Here is a 21,109-nt window from a genome sequence, read left to right on the forward strand (position 1 = left end):
CCGGCACGGGCGTGGGCGCGGTCAGCCGCGTACGGCGAGGACCCGGCACGGGCGTGGGCGCGGTCAGCCGTGTACGGCGGCAAGGGGACGTGCCGGGGGTGTCCGCCCGCAGCGGCGGGCGTCCGACACCGAGCACAACCCCAGCCCACAACACCGCCCGACCGAGGACGGACACCCCCCGGCACGGCCCCGACCCACCCACCGAACCCAACGCGCTACACAAGCCCCCATCACACCCGCGCAGGCCGCCGCAGGCACCCCCGGCACCCGCCGGAAACCATGGGATACGGTTTCCGCAATCGGCGCTGAGCCGGGTCCCCGACCGTCCGCTGAACCGGGCCCACGGTCGTCCGGCGAAGCACCCGCAACGACGAAGGAGCCGCAACGGTGAGTCAGCGCAAGGCGGCCGGTGACGCCGGACGGGCCACCATCCGTGACGTGGCGGAGCGTGCCGGGGTCTCCGTGGCGAGCGTGTCGCGTGTCCTGTCGGGCAACTACCCGGTGTCGGAGGAGCTGCGCCGCCGGGTGATGAAGGTCGTCGGGGACCTGGACTACGTCACCAACGCCCACGCCCGCTCCCTGGCCGGGGGCGGTACGCCGACGGTCGCCATCCTCATCAACAACATCACCGGCGCCGCGTTCGCCCACGTGGCCAAGGGCGTCGAGGGCGCGGCCACCCTGCGGGGCTGGCTGTCCCTGGTCGGCACCACCGGCGACGACCCCGAGCGGGAACTCGCCCTGGTCAACCTCATGCGCCAGCAGGGCGTGACCGCCGTGGTCCTGCTCGGCGGCGCCTACGACTACGACGAGTACCAGCTGCGCATGGCACGCTTCGCGCGCTCCCTGGACGCGGCCGGCTCCCACCTGGTTCTGGTGGGCAGGCCACCCCTGGAGGGCGACGTACCGGCCACGACGGTCGACTACGACAACGAGGGCGGCGCCTACGCCATGGCCAGCCATCTGCTGTCGGCCGGCCACCGCAGGGTCCTGGTCCTGCCGGGCCACGCCGAACTCACCACGGCCCAGGGCCGGTTGAAGGGCGCACGGCGCGCCTTCGAGGCGTACGGCGTGCCCTTCGACCCGGACATGGTGCGGCACGGGCCGTACGACTACGAGCACGGGTACGAGGCCGTCCAGGACAGCCTGCGCGACGGGCTCGACTTCACCGCGGTGCTGGCCGGCACCGACGTGGTCGCCGCGGGTGCGATGCAGGCGCTGCGCGCGGCCGGCCTCAGGGTGCCCGAGGACGTCTCGATCGTCGGCTACGACGACATCCCGCTGGCGTCCCAGCTCACCCCCCAACTCACCACCGTGCACGTGCCGTACGAGGAGATGGGGCGGGTGGCCCTGCGCGCGGTCGCCGACCGACGCGAGGGCGGCGGAAGCCGCCGCAAGGGCGGCGACGGCGACCATCTGGTGCTGGGCACCCATGTCGTCGTACGCAACTCGGTGCAGCCGCCTGCCCGGCGTGCGTGACACCTCCTCACCCACAGAAGCAGATCGTTTCGTAAACGTTTTCCCGAAGTTTTTGGCAGCACCCAAGGTCCGATGCGGGCACCCGCCGAGCCCTGCCCGGGGCCGGCCTGCACCCATTTGACCTGCGTCGATTCAGGAACATGGGCATGCGCCCCGCGCGCACCTGCGCCTAACCCCACGGACAAACCGCCGTAACAAATTGACGCGCACCTCTTGCTATCGGCGGGATCACCGCCCTACCGTCCCAGCAACCGCTTACTACAGCTTCCGCTTGGCCGACCCCCCGCAACCGCGAGCCGATGCTTTCCGGCCGCCGTTCCCGGCCGGCGCCAAGGCGCCGCTCTCACTCCCTCCGAAACGCCCTACTTTCCGAAGGAACACGGTCAGATGAACTTCACCAGCCCCCGGAGAAGGTTCGCCCGCGCAGCCGTGGCGGGACTCGCGTTGACAGGTCTGCTCTCCGCGTGCGGCGGATCGGACTCCGACGACACCAAGGCGTCGGGCCCGGTCACCCTCCCCTTCTGGGGCTGGGCCAACGGCCAGGAGGCCGTCGTCAAGGCGTTCAACGCCGCGCACAAGGACATCCAGCTGAAGTACACGAAGGTCACCGACCAGCTGACCATGCAGAAGCAGCTGACCAACGCGGTCAAGGCGGACAACGCCCCCTGCCTGGTGCAGAACACCGCCGAGTACGTGACGAGCTGGGTCTCGCAGGACGCACTCGCCGACATCACGCAGTACGTCGAGGCGGACAAGGCCAAGTTCAACACCGGCTCCTGGGCCGGCGCGCAGGTGCAGGGGAAGATGTACGGCGTCCCCACCAGCTCCTCGCCCAACTTCACGATCTACCGCACGGACATCTTCGAGAAGTACGGCCTGAAGGCCCCCACGACCTGGGACGAGTTCATAGCCGCGGGCAAGGTCCTGAAGAAGCACGGCGTCAAGATCACCAACTACGCCGGTGAGGACCCCAGCACCCTCGAAGTACTGGCCATGCAGGCCGGCGCGCACTGGTACTCCATCGACGGCAACGCCTGGAAGGTGGACTTCCAGGACGCGGGCACCCTCAAGGCCGCCAAGGTGATCCAGGAGATCATCGACAACGACCTCAACTCCAAGCTCTCCTTCGCCGACTACGCGGCCGTACAGCGCAACTACGACAACGGCGGCACCGCGACCCGGCAGATCTCCACCTGGCAGATGGCGGGCATGGTGCAGAACTTCACCAAGTCCTTCGGCGACTGGGCCCTCGCCCCCTGGCCGACCTTCACCGGCGAGGCCGCCAAGACCCCGGCCGGCACCAACCTGACCGGCAGCGTGACCCTGGTGACCAAGGGCTGCGAGCACCAGGAGCAGGCCGCCGAGGCCGCGCTGTGGATGTCCACGAACACCGGCGCGGTCAAGACGATGGCGAGCCCGGAGACCGGAAACGGCGTGATGCCGGCGCTGGCCGACAGTGACGGCTACGTGCCCGAGGCGATCTCCGAGAAGCTGCTCGGCTCCCACTACCAGCCGGCCCAGCAGACCGTGAAGGACAGCCTGGGCACCGTCACCACCGACTGGACCTTCGGCCCGAACTGGACCGCCATGTTCACCGAGATGCAGGCGGGCTGGGCCAAGGTGGTCAGCAAGGAGCAGAAGGTCACCGACCTGCTGGCGCACATGCAGGAGTGGACGGTCAAGGACCTGAAGTCCCGCGGCATCAGCGTCGAGGGCTAGAGGCCGAGGGCAACGACTGATGATTCGCTCCCTGCGCTGGAAGGGCGCCGCCTTCACGGTGCCCTTCCAGCTCGGCTTCGTCTTCCTGTACCTGATCCCGATCGGCTATGCCGTCTACCAGTCGCTGTTCCGCGTCCAGCAGTCCGGACTCGGGCTCGGCGGTTCGACGGAGAAGTTCTCCGGCCTGGACAACTACCAACAGGGTCTGACCGACTCGGCGTTCATGGGCTCGGTCCTTCGGGTCGTGCTGTTCGCGTGCGTCCAGATCCCGGTGATGCTGCTCATCAGCCTCGTCCTGGCACTGCTCCTGGACGCGCTCACCTCCAAGGTGGCCGGCCGCTTCCGGATCCTGCTGCTGGTGCCGTACATGATCCCCGGCGTGGTCGCCGCGATCGTGTGGCTCAACCTCTACAGCCCCGACGTCGGCCCGCTCACCCCCCTGGGCAAGCTCTTCGGCCTGGACTGGAACTTCTTCGCACCCTCCATGGTCTGGCCCTCCATCGGCAACCTGCTGACCTGGCACGGCATCGGCTACAACATGGTGATCATCTACTCCGCGCTGCAGGGCGTGCCCCGCGAGCTGTTCGAGGCCGCCCGCCTGGACGGTGCCTCCGAGCGGCGGATCGCGCTGAGCATCAAGATCCCGTTCGTGCGGGGCGCGTTGGTGCTCACCGGGATGCTGTCGGTCATCCAGATGCTGCAGATCTTCAACGAGCCGGCTCTCTTCCGGAACGTGACACCGCAGACGGTCAGCGACAGCTTCACCCCGATCATGATCATCTACAACCAGGCGTTCAACGCCGGCAACTACCACTACGCCGCCGCCCTGTCGGTGCTGCTCGCCCTGATCCTCGGCGTCGCTTCCTTCCTGTTCTACCGGTTCACCTCGAAGGAGGCCGACTGATGACGCTCACCGAAGACCGCGCCCAGCAGCCCCCGACACCGGCCGTCCGCCGTCTGACCCGCCCGGACCCCGCCTCCGGCGGCCGCGGCGGCCAGCGCTTCCTCCTGGTCGGGCTGGCCCTGGCCAGCGTCTACAGCCTGTTCCCGGTGTGGTGGCTGATCGTCGCCGCCACCAAGGACCGCACCGCCCTCTACCAGTCCAACGGCCTGTGGTTCTCGGGCTGGCACCTCTGGGACAACCTGCATCAGCTCTTCACGTACGAGGACGGCATCTTCCTGCGCTGGACCGCCAACTCGTTCCTGTACGCGGGGGTCGGCTCGCTCGGCGGCACACTCCTCGCCCTGGCGACGGGCTACGGCCTCGCCCGCTTCCAATTCCCGGGCCGCAACCTGGTGTTCGCCTGCGTGGTCGGCTCCTTCCTGATCCCGATCGCCCTGCTCACCCTCCCCCTCTACCTGCTGTTCTCCGAGATCGGCCTGGTCGACACACCCTGGGCGATGCTGATCCCCTGCCTGATCAACCCGTTCAGCGTGTACCTGGCCAAGGTGTACACCGAGGCGACGATCCCCTACGAACTCCTGGAAGCCGCCCGCATCGACGGCGCCGGCGAACTCCGCATCTTCTTCAGCATCGTGCTGCGCATGATGACGACGGGCGGCGCCACGGTGTTCCTGCTGGCCTTCGTCAACACCTGGAACGCCTTCTTCCTCCCCCTCACCGTGCTGCGCGGCGAGGAGAACTGGACCCTCAACCTGGGCCTGTACAACTGGTCCGGCAAACGCCTCGAATCCGGCGTCGACCTGACCAGCCTCGTCCTGACCGGCGCACTGCTCTCCATCGTGCCGATGGCGATCATGATGGTCGCGATGCGGCGCTACTGGCGGTCCGGCGTGACGCTGGGGGCCCTCAAGTGACCGTCCTGCACAACCCGGTCCTCCGCGGCTTCGCCCCCGACCCGTCGCTGGTACGGGTCGGCGACTGGTACTACGTGGCGACCAGTTCCTTCGAGTGGTTCCCCACCATCCCCCTCCACCGCTCCCGCGACCTCGCCCACTGGGAGTACGCGGGTCACGTCCAAGGCGCGGTCCCCGGCGGGACACTGGCCGGGGTCCCCGACTCGGGCGGCATCTGGGCGCCGTCGCTCAGCTGGGACGGCGAGCGCTTCTGGGCGGTCTACTCGGTCGTCCGCTCGGTCGGCACGCCGTACTTCGACACGGACACCTACGTCTCCACGGCCACGGAGGCGGGCGGCAAGTGGACGACACCCCGCCGGATCGCGAGCCACGGCTTCGATCCCGCCCTCTTCCACGACGACGAGGGCCGCCTGTGGCTGCTCAACCTCCAGAACGACCACCGCCCCGGCGGCCGCCGCTTCGCCGGCATCGTCATGACCGAGCTGGACCGGGAGACGCTCGCCCCGAGTGGCGACACGCACCTGCTCCTCCAGCATGAACGGCTCGTCGAGGGACCGAAGTTGCTGCGGCGCGACGGCTGGTACTACCTCGTCCTGGCGGAAGGCGGCACCGGTTTCGAGCACGGTGTTCTGGTGGCTCGCAGTCGTGCGATCACCGGCCCGTACGAGCTCGACGACCGTCCGCTGCTGACCTCCAGGGACGACCCGTCGCTTCCGCTGCAGAAGGCAGGCCACGGGGAGCTGGTCCAAACACCGGACGGCGACTGGGTGTTGAGCCATCTGACGGCCCGTCCGCTGGACACACCGGAGGGCCCGCGCTGCACACTCGGCCGCGAGACGGCGATCCAGGCGGTGGCGTGGGACGAGGAAGGGTGGCCGAGGATGCGGCACGGGGGTTCGCATCCGGCCATCGAGGTCGACGTACCGACGCGCCCGACACCACCGGCTCAACTCACCGAACCCGAGGATCCGTTGGGCTGGCCGTGGAGCACCCTTCGGGCCGCCCCGGACCCGTCGTGGGCCGACACCACCACCCGCCCCGGCTCGATCCGCCTGCGCGGCCGCCACGGACCGGAGTCGCGCTGGGCGCACAGTCTGCTCGCGCAGCGCCTCACCGAGCACCGCGCGGAGGCCGAGGTCACCGTCGAGGCACGGCCGCGTACGTTCACGCAGGCCGCCGGGCTGGTGCTCTGGTACAACACCGAGGCCTATCTGGCCCTCGACCTGACCTGGGCGGAACCCGACGGCGAGGAGCAGCACGGCCAGCAGTGGCGGGACGGCGGCCGCACGGTGCTCGGCCTCACCGCCCGGGACGAGGGAAGCACCCGGCAGGTGACCGTCGTCGACGTCAACGCCACGAGGCCCGTCACCCTGGGGGTGACCGTCGAGTACGCGGAAGCCCGATTCTGGTACGCGCTCGACGGCGTACGGACGGCAGTCGGCCCCGCACTGGATTTCAGTCACCTCTCCGACGACCACGGATCCAAGCTGCGCTTCACCGGGGCGATGGCCGGCATCCACGCCGTGGACCTCGTCGACGCGGCGTTCACGGCCGACTTCACCGGGTTCCGGCTCACCTGCTGGTAGCCCGGCCGACGGCCAAGCGCGCGTTCGAAGTTTCGAAAGTCCATGACCACGGAGGCCTGCGAAGTCCGGCCCCTTCCCGACTTCGTGCGGTGAACCTAGGGTAGGAAGCGCTTACTGTTTCGCCCTGCTGTTTCCGTGCCGGTCTCAGCCCGTCGAAACTTTCATGGCCCTCGGGCGGGCCGGAGAGGTGGTTCCGATGGTCCGTACGGGGAGTGCGAGCGTGGCGGCCGGGCCGACCCTGGCGGTCGTGGCCCGCGAGGCCGGCGTGTCCGTGCCGACCGCCTCCAAGGTGGTCAACGGCAGGGAGGACGTGGCCCCCGAGACCCGCCGCCGGGTCACGGAGGCGCTGGACCGGCTCGGCTACGTCCGCCGGCCCAGGTTCGACGCGGCGAAGGCGTCCGGCCTGGTCGACCTGGTGGTGCACTCGCTGGACAGTTCCTGGTCGGGCGCGGTGCTGCACGGGGTGGAGGGGGCGGCCCACGACGCGGGCCTGGAGGTGGTCGTCTCGGCGGGCCTGACCCGGACGCGGAGCGGCCGCCCGGAGCGCGGCTGGCTGGACAAGCTCACCGCCCGCGGCTCCTCCGGGGTCCTGTTCAACCTGGCCGAGCTGAGCCCGGCCCAGTACGGCTGGCTGGACCAGCACCGCATCCCCTACGTCATGATCGACCCGGTCCTCGAACCCCCGTCGGGCGTGGTGTCGGTGGGCGCGGCCAACTGGCACGGCGGGGTGACGGCGACCGAGCACCTGCTGTCCCTCGGCCACGAGCGCATCGCCGTCATCGCCGGCCACCAGCGCAAGATGTGCAGCAGCGCGCGGGTCGCCGGCTACCGCTCGGCCCTGGCGTCCGCCGGGATCCGGCAGCACCCCGAGTACATCCGCCACGCCGGCTTCGACGAGACCCTTGCCCACGGCCGCATGCTGGAACTCCTCGACCTGCCAGAACCGCCCACGGCGGTCTTCGTCTGCTCGGACCGGATGGCACTGGGGGTCTACGAGGCCCTGGCCGAACGGAAGTTGACCGTCCCGGACGACATCAGCGTCGTAGGCTTCGACGATCTCCCCGAGGCCCGCTGGCTCACCCCCGCCCTGACCACGATCCGCCAGCCACTGTCGGAGATGGCGGCGACGGCACTGCGCCTGCTGGTCCGGATCATGGACGGGAACCGCCCGGAGAGCACACGGACGGAGCTGTCGACGCGGCTGGTGGAACGGGCGAGCACGGCCCGACCGGCACGTCTGGGGTGACCTGGACGGACTCACGACACGGGGGACAGACATGGCGGACGGGATAGAGGAATTCCTCTGCTGGCGCGGTCCTGCCTCGGTGGACGTGTTCGTCCTCGGCGCCGGCAACACACCGCTACCGAACGAGTCGTTCCGCCTCGCCGGGCTCGTTCCCGACGCCGTGCTGCCGTATGTGCTGCTGGAGCCGCCGGAGGACATCGAGCGGCTCGGTCTGGTGTCGTACGACCTCGACTTCGACGACACCTCGCTCGACCTGCGCGCGTACACGCGAGCGGCCCTCCGGCGGGTCTGCGAGGGCAGTCGGGCTGTGGCCTGGGCGGCTTTCGAGGGGTCGTTCCACTACGACGAGCTCCTCACCGACCAGGTGGCCCACCAGGTCTACGGCTACTGCGTGAGCGGCACCGAGCCGGTGGTCGAGTGGGACCGGGCCGCCTTGCGAAGCGAGGAGTGGAGACACCGCATCGCCGGGGCCCGCACGGCCTTGGACGCGCTGCGGTCCGCCCCGGAGGACCGCGCGCACCAGCAGGAATCCGCCTAGCCCAGCCGCGCCGCCCAGTTGATCCCGCCCAGCAGATGGGAACGGAAGTCGGGGTCTTCGTACGCCTCGGCGGCATGACCGAGGGCCGTGTAGAAGACCCGCCCCTCCCCCTGCGCACGGCACCACACCAAGGAGTGGTCCTCCCCCATGCCGCCTCCGTCGTACGAGGACTCGTCGGCGGTGGCCAACACCCGCACCGTGCCACGGGGGTTGGTGCGGAAGTCGTACCACTCGTCGGTGAACTCCCATACGGCGGGCAGGTGTCGGGTGGCCGGATGGTCATGGTCCTCGATCACCGCCTTGCCCGGCTGGTACTCGGGGTGCCGCGCGAACCGCGTCCCCAACAGCTCGCCGTAGTACGGCCATTCGTCCTCGGTACAGGCCGCCGCGTGTACGCCGACGAAGCCGCCGCCCGACTCGACGTACGCGGCGAGCTGTTCGCGTCCGGCCGGGGTGAGCACCTCGCCGCTGGTGGAGAGGAAGACGACGACGGCGTACCGGTCGAGGGGCCGCTCCAGGGCCGTCGGGTCCTCGGTCGCGTCCACCTCGAAGGCGCCGAGCGTGCGTACGGCGGCGATGCCGGCCGGGATGGAGTCGTGCCGGTAAGCGGCGGTGCGGGTGTACACGAGGAGCCGTGGAGCCATGCCGACGAGCCTATGACGTGGGCGGTCGGCGTCCCAGGGAAGTGATCGGCGTGAACGTCTCCGCCCCTTCCTCCCCGGCCCGGGACATCAGCAGCTCGTGCAACTCGGCGCTGCACCGGGCCACCTCCGCCTGGTGCTCGTTGCGCCCCAGCGTCCGGGGGCGCGGGATGTTCACCTCGACGATCTTCCTGATCCGTCCCGGGCGTGGGGTGAGCACCGCGACCCGGTCGGCGAGCAGGACCGCCTCGTCTATCGAGTGGGTGACGAAGAGGGTGGTGGCAGCCGACTCCATGTGCACGCGCTGGAGTTCTCCGGCGAGCTCCTCGCGGGTCAGCGCGTCCAGCGCGGAGAACGGCTCGTCCATGAGCATCACCTTCGGCCGCCCGATGAGCGAGCGACACAGGGCGACCCTCTGCTGCATGCCGCCGGACAGCTCGTGCGGCAGCCGCTTCTCGAACCCGCCGAGGCCGGCCGTCTCCAGCAGCGCCAGGGCCCGCCCCCGGTACGCGCCGCGCTTCCAGCCGAACATCTCGACCGGGAGCAGCACGTTGTCCAGCACCGAGCGCCATGGCAGCAGCGCGGGCCGCTGGAACACCAGGGCCACGTCCCGGCGTGGCCCCGCGACCGGAGTGCCGCCGACCAGGATCCGCCCGCCGGACGTCTCCAGCAGACCGGCCACCATCCGCAGCAGGGTGGACTTGCCGCAGCCGGAGCGGCCGACGACGGCGACGAACTCGCCGTCGCGGACGTCGAGGCTGACCTCGTGCAGCGCGTCCACGGTGCCGCGAGGACCACGGAACGTACGGGAGACGCCGTCAAGTCGGATCATTCCGCCGGCTCCCCACTGGCCACTGGTGAACACCGTTCCGGGTCGAGGCAATGACGAGGCTATCCGGTCGTTGGTCGGCGCATACCCCCCTTGCCTTCCACTGTGCGGAACGCACGAGTGGCCTATCGGCCGCGCGGCCGATAGGCAGCGGAAGGCGAAGGCACGTGCGCGAAGTGGTCATCTCCCCGGGTTCCGCAGGAGTCCCCGGTTCCACAGAAGTCCCCGGCTTCACAGGAGTCCCCGCCCCCACAGGAGCCCCCCATGACAACGGCTGCCCGCGATCCCTCCACGCCGTACACGTTCGACAACTCCGCGCCGACCGGCGGCCGGCTGCTCGAAGCGCTCAGCCAGATGTTCGACGGGTTCACCGCGGTCCGGCTGACCAAGGCCGGGATACGGCCGGGCGCACGCTGTCTGGAGATCGGCGCCGGGGCCGGCACGGTGGCCGTCTGGATGGCCGAGCAGGTCGGACCGGACGGCGAGGTGATCGCCACCGATCCGAAGCCCCAACACGTCCCGGCGCACGGCCGGTTGACCGCACTACGGCACAACGTGATCACGGATCCGCTGCCGGACGGGAAGTTCGACCTCATTCACGCCCGCGCCGTCCTGCAGCACCTGCCCCAGCGTCGGGAGGTGCTGGCCAAGCTGGTGGACGCGCTGGCGCCGGGCGGCTCGGTGGTGATCGAGGAGATCGAGGCACGGTGGGGGGCCGCGGTGCTGGCCACGCCGGACCCGCGGGCGCACGGCATCTTCGAGCGGTACGAGACCGCCGTGCTGGCCGCGCTGAAGGCCAACGGGAACGACCCGACCTGGGCGCGCGGCGTGCACCAGACCCTGCGCGACCTCGGGCTGGCGGACGTGAACAGCGAGGGCTGGCAGGGGTCGTACGAGGGCGGGACGGGCTCGTGCCTGCTCGCCCACTCGGGCTCGACCGAGTTGCGCGAGCGGCTGATCGAGGTCGGCATGCCGGCCGAGGACCTGGACGTCATGGCCACCCTGACGCTGGATCCCCGGCTGGTGCTGCGCGGCCTGCTGCTGTTGTCGACCAGCGGCCGCACGGCCGCATAGGAGGCGTTCGTGACAGGGTGGACGCGGCGCGAGTTCGGTGCCGCTCTGGGCGTCATGTCCCTTGCCGCGGCGAGTGGTTGCGGCGGCTCGGACGACGACGGGAGTGCCTCCGGCAGCACCGGGCTCAAGAAGGTCACCTATGTGACCGGGCTCAACGTCCTCGGGCGGGAGAGCTACGTCTACATCGCCTCGGAGAAGGGCTGGTTCAGGGAGGCCGGGCTGGAGGTGGCGGTGAGACCCGGCGTCGGCACCGAGGGAAACCTCAAGATCCTGCAGTCCGGCCAGGCCGAGTTCGTGGTCGTCGACATCACCGCCGGGATCACCGAGCATGCCCGGGGCACCTTCAAGGACTTCACCGTCGTGAGCGCCGTCCAACAGGCGAACCTGGCCTGCCTGATGGCGTTGCGGGGAGCCGGCATCACCGGACCGAAGGACCTGGCCGGCAAGAAGATCGGCTACATCCCCGGCGGCGTGGTGAGGGTGCTCTTCGACGCCTACGCCAGGAAGGCCGGGGTGGATGCCGGGAAGATCACCTGGGTGAACATCCCGGCCGCACAGCTGCCCCAGGCCCTGGCCGCCGGCACGATCGACGCCGCGACCCAGTTCGTGGTGGGCCGGCCGCAGGTGGAGAACGTCGGCAGGAAGAAGGCGGTCGTGCTGCCGTACAGCGACTACCTGCCCGATCTCTACGGCAACGGGATCGCGGTGACTCCGCGGTTCGCCGAGCGGAATCCGGATCTGGTCCGGAAGTTCAACGAGGCGTTGGTGAAGGGCATCCGGTACGCGATCGACCACCCGGACGAGGCCGGGCGGATCTATGCGAAGCACCAGAAGCTGCAGCCCGCCGTGGTGGCCACGGCGGAGGTCACCCTGATGAAGCCGTACGTCCAGGTCGACGGCGCCCCGATCGGTGCGCTGGACCGCGACCGGGCGGCCCGAAACATCGCGACCCTGCGCGGTGCCGGAGCCATTGCGTCCGAGATCGACCCGGACGGCCTCTTCTCGTTCGACCTCGCGCCGAAGGCATGAAGGTCGACGGGTCGGAGGCGGATCCCGGCCGCAGGCCGGCGATCGCGGCGGCGGTCGGACTTCCGGTCCTGGGCACGGTCGGCACCGTTGTGCTGTGGTGGCTCGTCGTCGTGGCCTTCGACGTCGAGTCGTACCTGGTCCCGACCCCCGGCCAGGTGGCGTCGGCGTTCACCAGGATGCCGGGCTATCTGTTGGACAACGCCCGGGTCACCCTGGTGGAGACCCTCGCCGGGTTCACGCTGACCGTCGTCGGCGGTCTGGTGCTCGGCGGACTGCTGGCCGCCTCCCGCCTTCTCGAGCAGGCGCTCTACCCGGTCCTGGTGGCGCTCAACGCGGTGCCGAAACTGGCCTTCGCCCCACTGCTGGTGGTCTGGATGGGCTTCGGACACGCACCGAAGATCGTCATGGTGGTGCTGATGTGCTTCTTCCCGGTGGTGCTGGCCACCGCGGCCGGGCTCACCTCGACCCCGAAGGACCTCGTCGAGCTGGCGAGGTCGCTGTCCGCCTCCCGTCTGCAGACGTTCGTCAAGGTACGTCTGCGGGCCGCGCTGCCGCAGATCTTCGTGGGGCTCAAGACGGCGATGCCGCTCGCGGTCATCGGCGCGCTCGTCGGTGAACTCTTCGGCGCGAGCGAGGGACTCGGCTTCGTCATCCAGAACGCCGGCGGCGACACCGCCGTCGCCTTCGCGGCGATCGCCCTCCTGGCGGTCATGAGCATCGTCCTGTTCTACGTCCTGGTCGTGGCGGAACGCCTGCTGCTGCCATGGGTCCGGGAGACGACCGGCTGAGGGATATTCAGGTGATCGCGAGGGGCCGAACGGCCAGACTGCCCCCATGCTGCATGAAGAAGAGTTCCATGACGACGAACAGCCGCTGTCCGGCGGAAACGTCAGTGCCGGTGTCGTCCGTGTCGGGGACACCGTCCGGCGCCCGGCGGGGCCGTGGACTCCTGCCGTGCACGCGCTGCTCGGCCATCTCCACGAGGTGGGGTTCCGGTCGGTGCCGCGGCCCCTCGGCATCGACGAGCGGGGGCGGGAGGTCCTGAGCTTCATGCCCGGTGACGTCATCTGGCCCGACCGGTTCGCCTTCGTGGAGCCCCCGGAGCGGCTGGCCCGTGTCGCGCGCCTGATCAGGGACTTCCACGACGCCGCGAAGGACTTCACGCCACCGGCCGACGCCCGGTGGAACGTGCTGTTTCCCGTCGAGGGAGCCGACCTGATCACCCATGGGGACCTGGCGCCGTGGAACCTCGTCGTCGGCGGCGAGGACCAATGGGCCTTCATCGACTGGGACAACGCCGGCCCCGGCACCCGCCTCTGGGACCTCGCCTACGCCATCCACGGCTTCGTCCCCCTGTCCGCGCATCCCCACTGGCAACGCACCGACGCCGCGGACCGCCTGCGCGTCTTCGCCGACGCCTACGGGCTCGACGAGGCCGAACGGCGCGACCTCGTCCCCCTGTTGAGCCGCCGTACCCTCGCCATGCACGACTTCCTGCGCGACCAGGCCGCCCAGGACAACCAGCCCTGGGCAACCCTCTGGGCCGAAGGACACGGCGACGCCTGGCGGAACGACGCAGAGTACATCGAGCAGCGCGAGGAGCAGTGGGCACACGCCTTGCTCACCGGCTGAGCCCTGTCTCTTGGACAGAAGTCCCCGGAGGTTGATCGTGCACGAGCTGCCAGGTGAGCCTCTCCGCTTCAACGGCAATCCCGACCGCACAGAACCACACCAGCAGGCAGTAGTTGATCCCCAGTGTGAGCAGCCATTGTGCGGCCTTGGCCGTCGGCACACCTGCCCGCACCTTGGACGACACCACATAGGAAGCGACCCACATCACCAGAGTGCCCGCAGCGACGAACACGGTCAGGCCGAGGAGAAGACCGAAGGCCTCGCCGACGACGGAGCTCATCCGCACGGGCCGGTCCTTGGTCAGCGCTTCCTTGAGAACCTCGTTCCACCCCGACGCCGCGCTCGACGAGAGCAGCATCACCAGGGCGATCACCCCGGCCACGATCAGCAGCCTGCGGAGACGGCGAGCCGCACGCGACCGGAGAACAGCCTGCTGATAGGCGTTGTGTGCCTCCGCGACCTGCCCCAGGAACGCGACTTCCCGTGCCTCCGCGACCGGCCGCAGCTGTTCCGGCGTGAGCCTGCCTCTGATGTCAGGGCTCGGACTCAACTCCGGCTCGGCCAGGACCTGGGTCAGCGACTCCGAGAACACCTTCTCCGGCCTCAGCATCGAACCCGTCATGGAGCCTCTCCCACCCGTCCCCCGGCGAACTCACACCACACGACCTTCCCCGGCTCCCGTTCCCCCACCCCCCACTTGTCCGCCGGCTCCGACACCAGCAGCAGCCCGCGCCCGCCCTCGTCCGGCTCCCGGGCATGCGTCTGCGGTACGGCCGGTTCGCCGGCGCCGCTGTCGTGGACCTCCACGCGGACGCCGCCGTCGTACGGCAGCGGCAGGAGCCGTAGGAGGAAGCCGCGGCCTGGTGGGACGCCGTGCACGAGGGCGTTCGTCGCGAGTTCGCTGACGCACAGGGCGATGTCGTACGACCGCTTCCGCATCCCCCAGTCGGCGAGCGCCTCCCGGGCGAACGCACGGGCGGCCGGGACGGACTGACGCTCACGTCGGTAGAAACGCTCACGTGGGGACGGGGGTGGAGATTCGGTGTTCACGTGACGAGAGTCACGCTGTGTGGCCATGATGTGACAGATCGCGCACTCGTACAGCCCGTCTGTACGAGTGCGCAATGGTGAACGTACGCACGCGGGTGGGGAGTTGGACCGCATGAGCACGACGACTCGACGGTCACGAGCACGCAGGAACGCCTCGGCGATGAAGATGGTGGGCGCGCTGCTCGCCCTCTTCCGCGAGGCCGCCGGATACACACAGAAGACGCTGGGCGAGCAGTTCGTCATCGGCGAGCAGCAGATCGCGTCGATCGAGCAGGGGAGACGGCCACTGAAGCCGGACCTCGCGGACCAGCTCGACGAACTCCTCAATACGAAGGGAGCGTTGTCGATCGCGCTGAGCAAGATGCCGGAGGTGGATCTGATCCCGCTGTGGGCGGAGGAGTACCTGGATCGGGAGCGGGAGGCGATCGCCATCTCGTGGTATGAGGGTCTGGTCGTCCCCGGCCTGCTCCAGACCGAGGCTTACGCACGGGCAGTCTTTCGCAGCCGCGTGCCGGTCTACGACGAGGACGAGATCGAGCAGTTGGTTGCGGCGCGCATCGAGCGGCGGGAGATTCTGCACGGCAAGGTACCGCCGACGACAAGCTTCGTCGTGTGGGAGGCGGCACTGCGGGATCGCCTGGGCGGGAACACGGTGCACCTCGAACAGCTGCGCCACCTGCGGGAGTACGCCGACCTGCCCGGCCTGACCTTGCAGGTCCTGCCACTCGGCCGCACCTCGCACGCCGGGCTCGACGGGCCGTTCATCCTGCTGGAGACCTCCGAACATCAGCGGCTCGCGTACACCGAAACCCATCGCGGCAGCCAACTGATCGCCGATCCCGATGAGGTCGGGATCCTTACCCAGAAGTATGCGATGCTGCGAACACAGGCCCTCAACGCCGAAGACACGAGGGACCTGCTGAATCGTCTTCTGGGAGAGCAATGAGCGGCACCACGCTTGAGTGGTTCAAGTCGAGCTACAGCGGCAGTGAAGGCGGCGCATGCCTCGAAGTCGCCCTCCAGCCCACCACCATCCACATCCGCGACTCCAAGACCCCCGACACCCCCCACCTCACCGTCACCCCCGCCACCTGGTCCGCCTTCCTGGAGCTGTCCAACAACACCGTTTGTTGAGTCGGTTCACCCCCGGCGCGCACACGCACCCCGCAACAATGCGTGCATGACCGATGACTGGCAGCAACAGATCGACGCGCTCCACGAGGAGTTGGTCCGGCGCGACGACCCCGCCGCGTGGGTGCGGGAGGCCGACGCGGTGGAGGCGACGCTGCGGTATCCCCATGTCGCGTTGCGCGGGCCCGTGTTCGGGGTCGCGGTGCAGGATCCGGCAGTAGGGCCTCAGTGGCGGGTGCTGAAGCCCGTGGTGGACGGGATGCCGCAGATGGCCCGGGACGGGCTGCAGTCGCATCTGTTCTTCGCCGCGAAGGACGACACCGACAACCCTGCCGTACGGCGCGAACTCCTCGCCGCTGTGGCCGTGTTGGAGCGGGAGCCGGCCGACGAGGTCGAGGCGTGCGGGGTGCGTTACCGCGTCGTACGCGGGGATGAGTTCGCTCGGGTGGGGGACGACGGGCTGGAGCCTCCCCGGCCCACCGACCCGGAGCCCGCGGACCGGTCCTGGGACCGGCGGAAGCGTGACGCCCCCTCCCCCGACCTCGGCTTCGTCCTCGATCCGGAGCGCGTGGACGGCCCGGCCGCGGGGGCGATGAAACTGGGACTGCGGGACTTCACGTACACGGGCGCCCGCTTCCCCTCCGACGTCCGCTCGGACTCGAAGCGGGCGGTCACCAGCCACCCGGAACTCGTGCTGCTGCCCACCACCTTCGGCGCGGTCGAGCGCGGCGACCACGGCGGCTGGCGGCCGTGCGGTGCCGTCATGGCCAGCCCGCACGACGCCCGGCGTCTGCTGTACGACGGCATGGCCGAGATGTGGGCCCTGCTGTACAAGTTCGACGACGTCACGAAGGCCAGGTACGCGGAGGCGGCCGAGGAGTACCGGGCGCTCGGCCACGCCGACGCGTTCGAGGTCGACGACCGCGCCTTCCGGATCTGCCGTGTCGAGCGCCTGCTCCGCACGGGTCCCGAGGGGCCGGAGACCCCGCGCCCCTCGGATCTCGACGAGTACGGCCCCATGAAGATGCACCCGACGATGGACCCCGAGGACGGCACCTTGACCTACGAGTCCTGACGAGTCCTGACCTGTGAGTGAGGCGTACAGGTGTTCCATTGCGGGGCCCGGTGTGCGTAGCCTCAGCGCGATGAAGGCCATCCCCGCACGACTGGACCACCTCGTCCTCGCGAGCCCCGACCTCGCGGCGACGGTCGCCGACTTCGCCCGGCGCACCGGTGTGACGCCCGCCCCCGGCGGCGTCCACCTCGGGCTCGGCACCCGCAATTACCTGGTCTCACTGGGCGGCACCGGCTACCTGGAGATCATCGGCCCGGACCCGGAGCAGCCGACGCCGACGGGTCCGCGCCCCTTCAGCGTCGACGCGCTGAGCACCGCGCGCACCGTGACGTGGGCGATCAGCCCGCCCGACCTGGACGCGGCGGTCGCGACCGCCCGCGCCCGGGGCTACGACCCCGGGGACATCCACCCGATGACCCGCCGCAGACCTGACGGCACCTTGCTGGAATGGCGCCTGACGGACGGCGACACCCAGCACCCCTCCGGCCTGGTGCCGTTCCTCATCGACTGGGGCTCGGCGCTGCACCCCTCCGCCTCGGGCCTGCCCGTCACTCCCCTGCTGTCGCTGTCCGGGACCGCCCCCGACCCGGATGAGATCCGCGCCCTGCTCGCCACCCTCGACACCGAACTCCCCCTCGGCGAGGGGCCGGTGGGCCTCTCCTTCACCGTGGACACACCGAGGGGGCCGGTGACGTTCGTCTGACCCGGCTTCAGCCGCGGGCGTCGCGCAGGAGCATGTCGATGGTGCGGTGGGCGAAGGTGTGCAGCGTTTCGGGGTCGTGTTCGCCGAAGGAGCCGGCCCAGAGGGCGAATCGGCCGAACAGGGCGGCCCAGAGGTGCATCGTCGTGTCGTGGACCCCGTCCGGCCAGTGCACTCCCTCGTCCTCGCAGGCGCCGACGGCCGCGAGCCACTGCTCCCAGAGGATGCGGCCCGGCGGGGTTTCCCCGGGCGCACCGAGGTGCGAGAGGTCGTTGCCGAACATCAGCCGGAAGACACCGCGGTTGGCGCGGGCGAAGTCGCAGAAGGCGTCACTCTGCGCCCGGAGGCGTTCGGCGGCGCCCGCACTCTCGAGCGACGCCGCCGCGTCGGCAGAGCGCATCGCCGCCACGATCCGCCGGTAGCCGTCTTCGGCCACGGCGCGGGCGAGTTGCTCCTTGTCCGAGAAGTGCAGATACATGCTCTGCGCGGCGATACCGACCTCCCGCGCGACTTCGCGCAGCGAGACGGGGAGGGCGTCCTCGCCGCCCACCTTCTGGTCGAGGAGGCGTCCGACGGCGGCGAGGACCTCCTGACGGAGTCGCTCGCCCTGACCGCGGGGGTTGCGTCGGCGCGCGCCGCTCGCCGTGGTGCTGGATACCTCGTTCACCTGCGCCATTGTGCAGCATCCCCCTCCCGCCGGTCCCCGCGCGCCGCCCGCCGTCTACCTGCCCCGCAGGGTGTCCGCCGCCGTGGCCAGGGCGTGGCCCGCGGCGGGCAGGCCGATGTAGGGGACGGCGTGCACGGTCGCCTCCAGGATCTCCTCGGGGCTGAGGCCGTTGCCCAGGGCGCCGACGACGTGGTTGCGCAGTTCGGCCTGGTGACCCTGGGCCATGAGGATGCCGAGAGTGATCAGACTGCGGCTGCGGCGGTCCAGGCCCGGGCGGGTCCAGATGTCGCCGTAGCACTGTTCGAGGGCGAGCCGGGCGAGGTCCGCGCCGGCGCCGGGCGCGCCGTCGGCCGGGCCCGCCATGCTCTCCCGCAGGAACCCCTCCCCCAGCATCTCCCTGACGACCTGCTCGCCCTCCAGCCGCCGGACCGAAGTCCCTTTCGTGGTACGGGTGTTCATAGTGTGTCTCCTGATACGGCGGTGGCGTTCACCCGGGGCAGCATGCCCAGGACGGTGGCGGTGGTCGTGCCCGCGTCGACGGGCAGGGCCACACCGGTGATCCAGCGGGACTCGGGGCCGGCCAGGAACAGGGCGGCCCAGGCCAGGTCCCAGGCGGTGCCCTCGATGCCGAGGAGGTTGGCTCTGCGGCGCATCTCCCGGCCCGCCGCGCCGCCGTGGTCTCCGATGGGCGTGTGCAGATGGCCGGGGACCAGGCAGTTGACGCGGATGAGGTCCGGGCCCCAGGCGTACGCGAGGTCGGTGGTCAGCGACTGCAGCGCCCCCTTGCTGGCGCCGTACGCCCCGCTGCCGAAGCCGCGCAGCGCGGCGACGGAGGAGACGTTCACGATCGAGCCGCCGCCCGCACGGACGAGGTGCGGGTGGGCCGCGCGGGCCACCAGCATCGCGCCGGTGACGTTGACGGCGAAGACCCGGTCCCAGCCCGCGCGGGTGGTGGCCGCGATGCCGCCCTCGCCGCTGACACCGGCGTTGTTGACGACAGCGTCCAGACGGCCGGTCCGGTCGGCCAGGTCGTCGACGGCGGCCCGTACCGCGCCCTCGTCGGTGATGTCGGCGGTGAGGACGACCGCCCGGCCGCCGTCCTTTTCTATACGGCCGCTGGTGTGCTCGGCGCGTTCCGGGTCGGCGTCGAGGATGCCGACGGTGGCACCCTGAGCGGCGAGGAGCAGCGCGGTGGCGGCCCCGGTGCCGAGGAAGTCTCCGGCGCTGCCGGCGCCCGTGACCAGCGCGACCCTGTCCCGCATACGGGTGCCGTGGCCGTCGGCGTAACCGCCGACGGCGCTCACCACGTCACCGGCAGGGACTCGAGGCCGTACACGATGGAGTTCGTCTTGAACGGCAGGGCGTCCACGTCCACGGCGAGCCGCAGGTCGGGGATGCGTGCGAAGAGGCGGGGCCAGGCGACCTGCATCTCGACGCGGGCGAGGTTCTGGCCCAGGCACTGGTGGGTGCCGAAGCCGAACGCCACGTGCCCGCGGGCGTTGCGGGCGATGTCCACCTCGTCGGCGTCGGGGCCGAAGGCGAGGGGATCGCGGTTGCCCGCGACGAGGGAGACGATGACTGCCTCACCCTTGCGTACCGACTGCCCGCCGATCTCGACGTCCTCGGTGGCGACACGACGGGGGTCGGTGGAGACGATGCCCCAGTAGCGCAGCATCTCCTCGGCGGCACTGGGCGCCAACTCGGGCCGGGTACGGAGGAGTTCACGCTGGTCGGGGTTGAGGAGCAGGGCCGTGGTGCCCAGACCCAGCATGTTGGCGGTGGTCTCGTGGCCCGCGCCGACCAGGATGTTGACCAGGACCGGGAGTTGTTCGGGTGAGAAGCCGTCGGGGCCGGTGTGGTCGGCGATCAGACGGCTGATCATGTCGTCGGCCGGCTCGCGGCGCTTTCGCTCCACCAACTCGCTGTAGTACGCGAAGGCTTCGGCGTGTGCGCGGGCGCGCTCCTCGTGCGGAATGGAGAGGTCCGTGCCGGCGTCGGCATGGCGCTGGAAGAGCTCGTGGTCCTCGTACGGGACGCCGAGGATCACGCAGATGGCCCGGGAGGGCAGCGGCAGCGCGAACTCCTTGACGAAGTCGACGGGTCCGCCCGCGGCCAGCATCGCGTCGATCAACTCATCGGTGACGGCGAGGAGTTGGTCGCTCATCGCGCGGGTCTTCCGGACGCTGAACTCGTGCGTGAGCATCTTCCGCAGCCGGGCGTGCTCGGGGTCGTCGAGTCGCAGGAACAGCCCGCCTTCGTGTTCGCGCTGGTTGGAGTGGACCAGGGGGAACTCCGGGCGGCGTACGTCGGCGGAGAAATGCGGACTGGCCAGGACGGCGCGGATGTCCTCGTGCCGGGTGGCCAGCCAGTGCCGGGAGCCGTCCCAGATGGCGACCTTGTGCAGGCCGCCGGCTTCCCGGAACTCGGTGTACTGCCGGGGCGCACTGAAGGGGCAGGTGCGCGGCGCCGGGAAGAAGGGGGCGTCCTCCTCGGCGGCGGAGTCAGGGACGTCGGTGGTGACAGGGGGTGTCATGCGGACTCCTCGGCGGACTGCTGTCGGGATGGTGGCCACTGGGCCTACGGCAAGGGGGTGTTGTCGAGGAGTACGGCAGTCCCGGCACCCCAGGGGAAGACCGGTTCCGGCCAGCCGGCCCACGGCCGGGCGGGCACCCGGCTCCGCGATGCGGTCGGCACCTCAGTCCTCCTGCGCGTGCACGACGATGGCGGCGGCCGGGCACAGCTGCGCCGCCTCGTGCACGGCCGCGTACTGCTCGGCGGGCGGGGCGGCGTCCAGGAGCACGACGATGCCGTCGTCGTCCTGGTCGAAGACGTCCGGAGCGGCCAGCACGCACTGTCCGGCGGCGCAGCACTTCTCCTCGTCAAGGGTGACTTTCACGA

General features: G+C 70.3%; 24 protein-coding genes. 15 read left to right on the forward strand and 9 right to left on the reverse strand.

Annotated elements, in window-relative coordinates:
- Positions 1 to 387 precede the first annotated feature (387 nt).
- The 7 genes from IG08_RS0117555 to IG08_RS0117585 all read left to right on the forward strand — a co-directional run bounded on the left by IG08_RS0117555 (position 388) and on the right by IG08_RS0117585 (position 8,383).
- Positions 388 to 1,476 carry a LacI family DNA-binding transcriptional regulator gene (locus IG08_RS0117555; protein ID WP_030602706.1) on the forward strand — a complete coding sequence of 363 codons (1,089 nt, stop codon included), beginning with the start codon at positions 388 to 390 and terminating at the stop codon, positions 1,474 to 1,476.
- Positions 1,477 to 1,863: 387 nt separating this feature from the next.
- A complete protein-coding gene (locus IG08_RS0117560; protein WP_030602709.1) occupies positions 1,864 to 3,195 on the forward strand; it encodes an ABC transporter substrate-binding protein in 1,332 nt (443 codons plus the stop codon).
- Positions 3,196 to 3,214: 19 nt separating this feature from the next.
- Positions 3,215 to 4,099 carry a carbohydrate ABC transporter permease gene (locus tag IG08_RS0117565; RefSeq protein WP_030602711.1) on the forward strand — a complete coding sequence of 295 codons (885 nt, stop codon included), beginning with the start codon at positions 3,215 to 3,217 and terminating at the stop codon, positions 4,097 to 4,099.
- Complete coding sequence (locus tag IG08_RS0117570; protein WP_030602714.1) at positions 4,099 to 5,013, forward strand: carbohydrate ABC transporter permease; 915 nt, start codon at positions 4,099 to 4,101, stop codon at positions 5,011 to 5,013. Before IG08_RS0117565 ends, IG08_RS0117570 begins: the two co-directional genes overlap by 1 nt.
- Positions 5,010 to 6,599: a glycoside hydrolase family 43 protein gene (locus IG08_RS0117575; protein WP_030602717.1), complete on the forward strand. Its 1,590-nt coding sequence runs from the start codon at positions 5,010 to 5,012 to the stop codon at positions 6,597 to 6,599. Before IG08_RS0117570 ends, IG08_RS0117575 begins: the two co-directional genes overlap by 4 nt.
- A 196-nt stretch (positions 6,600 to 6,795) precedes the next feature.
- Entirely contained in the window at positions 6,796 to 7,845 is a 1,050-nt protein-coding gene (locus tag IG08_RS0117580) for a LacI family DNA-binding transcriptional regulator (RefSeq protein ID WP_030602719.1), read from the forward strand.
- A gap of 31 nt (positions 7,846 to 7,876) precedes the next feature.
- A complete protein-coding gene (locus tag IG08_RS0117585; RefSeq protein WP_158812256.1) occupies positions 7,877 to 8,383 on the forward strand; it encodes a hypothetical protein in 507 nt (168 codons plus the stop codon).
- Here IG08_RS0117585 and IG08_RS0117590 read toward each other — a convergent pair.
- Both IG08_RS0117590 and IG08_RS0117595 read right to left on the reverse strand, forming a co-directional pair.
- The gene (locus tag IG08_RS0117590) at positions 8,380 to 9,027 is read right to left on the reverse strand and encodes a ThuA domain-containing protein (protein ID WP_030602725.1); all 648 of its coding nucleotides are present in this window, start codon (positions 9,025 to 9,027) and stop codon (positions 8,380 to 8,382) included. The two genes, IG08_RS0117585 and IG08_RS0117590, sit on opposite strands and share 4 nt — an antisense overlap.
- Positions 9,028 to 9,037: 10 nt before the next feature.
- A complete protein-coding gene (locus IG08_RS0117595) occupies positions 9,038 to 9,856 on the reverse strand; it encodes an ABC transporter ATP-binding protein (protein ID WP_052424756.1) in 819 nt (272 codons plus the stop codon).
- 261 nt (positions 9,857 to 10,117) lie between these two features.
- On the opposite strand from IG08_RS0117595, the gene IG08_RS0117600 reads away from it, so the two are divergent.
- The 4 genes from IG08_RS0117600 to IG08_RS0117615 are packed head-to-tail and all read left to right on the forward strand — an operon-like array spanning position 10,118 to position 13,588.
- Positions 10,118 to 10,927: a class I SAM-dependent methyltransferase gene (locus tag IG08_RS0117600; RefSeq protein WP_030602729.1), complete on the forward strand. Its 810-nt coding sequence runs from the start codon at positions 10,118 to 10,120 to the stop codon at positions 10,925 to 10,927.
- Between the two features lie 9 nt (positions 10,928 to 10,936).
- Positions 10,937 to 11,956 carry an ABC transporter substrate-binding protein gene (locus tag IG08_RS0117605; protein WP_052424757.1) on the forward strand — a complete coding sequence of 340 codons (1,020 nt, stop codon included), beginning with the start codon at positions 10,937 to 10,939 and terminating at the stop codon, positions 11,954 to 11,956.
- Positions 11,953 to 12,744, forward strand: a complete 792-nt coding sequence (locus IG08_RS0117610; RefSeq protein ID WP_052424758.1) for an ABC transporter permease — start codon at positions 11,953 to 11,955, stop codon at positions 12,742 to 12,744. The genes IG08_RS0117605 and IG08_RS0117610 overlap by 4 nt, the downstream gene beginning before the upstream one ends.
- Before the next feature lie 46 nt (positions 12,745 to 12,790).
- A complete protein-coding gene (locus tag IG08_RS0117615) occupies positions 12,791 to 13,588 on the forward strand; it encodes a phosphotransferase enzyme family protein (RefSeq protein ID WP_052424759.1) in 798 nt (265 codons plus the stop codon).
- Here IG08_RS0117615 and IG08_RS0117620 read toward each other — a convergent pair.
- Complete coding sequence (locus IG08_RS0117620; RefSeq protein WP_030602741.1) at positions 13,578 to 14,210, reverse strand: hypothetical protein; 633 nt, start codon at positions 14,208 to 14,210, stop codon at positions 13,578 to 13,580. The genes IG08_RS0117615 and IG08_RS0117620 overlap by 11 nt on opposite strands.
- Positions 14,207 to 14,638 (reverse strand): ATP-binding protein, encoded by a 432-nt coding sequence (locus IG08_RS0117625; protein ID WP_030603074.1) that lies wholly within the window; start codon positions 14,636 to 14,638, stop codon positions 14,207 to 14,209. Before IG08_RS0117625 ends, IG08_RS0117620 begins: the two co-directional genes overlap by 4 nt.
- 112 nt (positions 14,639 to 14,750) lie before the next feature.
- On the opposite strand from IG08_RS0117625, the gene IG08_RS0117635 reads away from it, so the two are divergent.
- From IG08_RS0117635 to IG08_RS0117650, 4 genes are all read left to right on the forward strand, one after another.
- Positions 14,751 to 15,584, forward strand: coding sequence for a helix-turn-helix domain-containing protein (locus IG08_RS0117635; RefSeq protein ID WP_030602744.1), 834 nt, complete (start codon positions 14,751 to 14,753; stop codon positions 15,582 to 15,584).
- Positions 15,581 to 15,772 carry a DUF397 domain-containing protein gene (locus IG08_RS0117640; RefSeq protein ID WP_030602747.1) on the forward strand — a complete coding sequence of 64 codons (192 nt, stop codon included), beginning with the start codon at positions 15,581 to 15,583 and terminating at the stop codon, positions 15,770 to 15,772. Before IG08_RS0117635 ends, IG08_RS0117640 begins: the two co-directional genes overlap by 4 nt.
- Before the next feature lie 46 nt (positions 15,773 to 15,818).
- Positions 15,819 to 16,844, forward strand: a complete 1,026-nt coding sequence (locus IG08_RS0117645; protein WP_030602748.1) for a DUF5954 family protein — start codon at positions 15,819 to 15,821, stop codon at positions 16,842 to 16,844.
- 70 nt (positions 16,845 to 16,914) lie between these two features.
- Positions 16,915 to 17,547: a VOC family protein gene (locus tag IG08_RS0117650; RefSeq protein ID WP_030602751.1), complete on the forward strand. Its 633-nt coding sequence runs from the start codon at positions 16,915 to 16,917 to the stop codon at positions 17,545 to 17,547.
- Positions 17,548 to 17,554: 7 nt separating this feature from the next.
- Here the strand turns inward: IG08_RS0117650 and IG08_RS0117655 are convergent, their stop codons facing one another.
- The 5 genes from IG08_RS0117655 to IG08_RS0117675 form a co-directional block, all read right to left on the reverse strand.
- Entirely contained in the window at positions 17,555 to 18,220 is a 666-nt protein-coding gene (locus IG08_RS0117655) for a TetR/AcrR family transcriptional regulator (RefSeq protein ID WP_030602753.1), read from the reverse strand.
- A 45-nt stretch (positions 18,221 to 18,265) separates the two neighbouring features.
- Positions 18,266 to 18,670: a carboxymuconolactone decarboxylase family protein gene (locus tag IG08_RS0117660; RefSeq protein ID WP_030602756.1), complete on the reverse strand. Its 405-nt coding sequence runs from the start codon at positions 18,668 to 18,670 to the stop codon at positions 18,266 to 18,268.
- Positions 18,667 to 19,515: an SDR family NAD(P)-dependent oxidoreductase gene (locus IG08_RS0117665; protein WP_030602759.1), complete on the reverse strand. Its 849-nt coding sequence runs from the start codon at positions 19,513 to 19,515 to the stop codon at positions 18,667 to 18,669. The genes IG08_RS0117660 and IG08_RS0117665 overlap by 4 nt, the downstream gene beginning before the upstream one ends.
- The gene (locus IG08_RS0117670) at positions 19,512 to 20,744 is read right to left on the reverse strand and encodes a cytochrome P450 (protein ID WP_030602762.1); all 1,233 of its coding nucleotides are present in this window, start codon (positions 20,742 to 20,744) and stop codon (positions 19,512 to 19,514) included. The genes IG08_RS0117665 and IG08_RS0117670 overlap by 4 nt, the downstream gene beginning before the upstream one ends.
- 162 nt (positions 20,745 to 20,906) lie before the next feature.
- Positions 20,907 to 21,107, reverse strand: a complete 201-nt coding sequence (locus IG08_RS0117675) for a ferredoxin (protein ID WP_030602765.1) — start codon at positions 21,105 to 21,107, stop codon at positions 20,907 to 20,909.
- Between the last annotated feature and the right edge of the window lie 2 nt (positions 21,108 to 21,109).

It is taken from the genome of Streptomyces fulvoviolaceus (genome assembly GCF_000718165.1).
Classification (GTDB): Bacteria; Actinomycetota; Actinomycetes; order Streptomycetales; family Streptomycetaceae; genus Streptomyces; species Streptomyces fulvoviolaceus.

What these genes read in the sequence shown, in the direction of transcription:
- IG08_RS0117560 (WP_030602709.1), top strand. Translation starts at nt 1,864, where the DNA reads ATGAACTTCACCAGCCCCCGGAGAAGGTTCGCCCGCGCAGCCGTGGCG.
- IG08_RS0117565 (WP_030602711.1), top strand. Translation starts at nt 3,215, where the DNA reads ATGATTCGCTCCCTGCGCTGGAAGGGCGCCGCCTTCACGGTGCCCTTC.
- IG08_RS0117570 (WP_030602714.1), top strand. Translation starts at nt 4,099, where the DNA reads ATGACGCTCACCGAAGACCGCGCCCAGCAGCCCCCGACACCGGCCGTC.
- IG08_RS0117580 (WP_030602719.1), top strand. Translation starts at nt 6,796, where the DNA reads ATGGTCCGTACGGGGAGTGCGAGCGTGGCGGCCGGGCCGACCCTGGCG.
- IG08_RS0117585 (WP_158812256.1), top strand. Translation starts at nt 7,877, where the DNA reads ATGGCGGACGGGATAGAGGAATTCCTCTGCTGGCGCGGTCCTGCCTCG.
- IG08_RS0117590 (WP_030602725.1), bottom strand. Translation starts at nt 9,027, where the DNA reads ATGGCTCCACGGCTCCTCGTGTACACCCGCACCGCCGCTTACCGGCAC.
- IG08_RS0117595 (WP_052424756.1), bottom strand. Translation starts at nt 9,856, where the DNA reads ATGATCCGACTTGACGGCGTCTCCCGTACGTTCCGTGGTCCTCGCGGC.
- IG08_RS0117600 (WP_030602729.1), top strand. Translation starts at nt 10,118, where the DNA reads ATGACAACGGCTGCCCGCGATCCCTCCACGCCGTACACGTTCGACAAC.
- IG08_RS0117610 (WP_052424758.1), top strand. Translation starts at nt 11,953, where the DNA reads ATGAAGGTCGACGGGTCGGAGGCGGATCCCGGCCGCAGGCCGGCGATC.
- IG08_RS0117615 (WP_052424759.1), top strand. Translation starts at nt 12,791, where the DNA reads ATGCTGCATGAAGAAGAGTTCCATGACGACGAACAGCCGCTGTCCGGC.
- IG08_RS0117620 (WP_030602741.1), bottom strand. Translation starts at nt 14,210, where the DNA reads ATGACGGGTTCGATGCTGAGGCCGGAGAAGGTGTTCTCGGAGTCGCTG.
- IG08_RS0117635 (WP_030602744.1), top strand. Translation starts at nt 14,751, where the DNA reads ATGAGCACGACGACTCGACGGTCACGAGCACGCAGGAACGCCTCGGCG.
- IG08_RS0117640 (WP_030602747.1), top strand. Translation starts at nt 15,581, where the DNA reads ATGAGCGGCACCACGCTTGAGTGGTTCAAGTCGAGCTACAGCGGCAGT.
- IG08_RS0117645 (WP_030602748.1), top strand. Translation starts at nt 15,819, where the DNA reads ATGACCGATGACTGGCAGCAACAGATCGACGCGCTCCACGAGGAGTTG.
- IG08_RS0117650 (WP_030602751.1), top strand. Translation starts at nt 16,915, where the DNA reads ATGAAGGCCATCCCCGCACGACTGGACCACCTCGTCCTCGCGAGCCCC.
- IG08_RS0117655 (WP_030602753.1), bottom strand. Translation starts at nt 18,220, where the DNA reads ATGGCGCAGGTGAACGAGGTATCCAGCACCACGGCGAGCGGCGCGCGC.
- IG08_RS0117660 (WP_030602756.1), bottom strand. Translation starts at nt 18,670, where the DNA reads ATGAACACCCGTACCACGAAAGGGACTTCGGTCCGGCGGCTGGAGGGC.
- IG08_RS0117670 (WP_030602762.1), bottom strand. Translation starts at nt 20,744, where the DNA reads ATGACACCCCCTGTCACCACCGACGTCCCTGACTCCGCCGCCGAGGAG.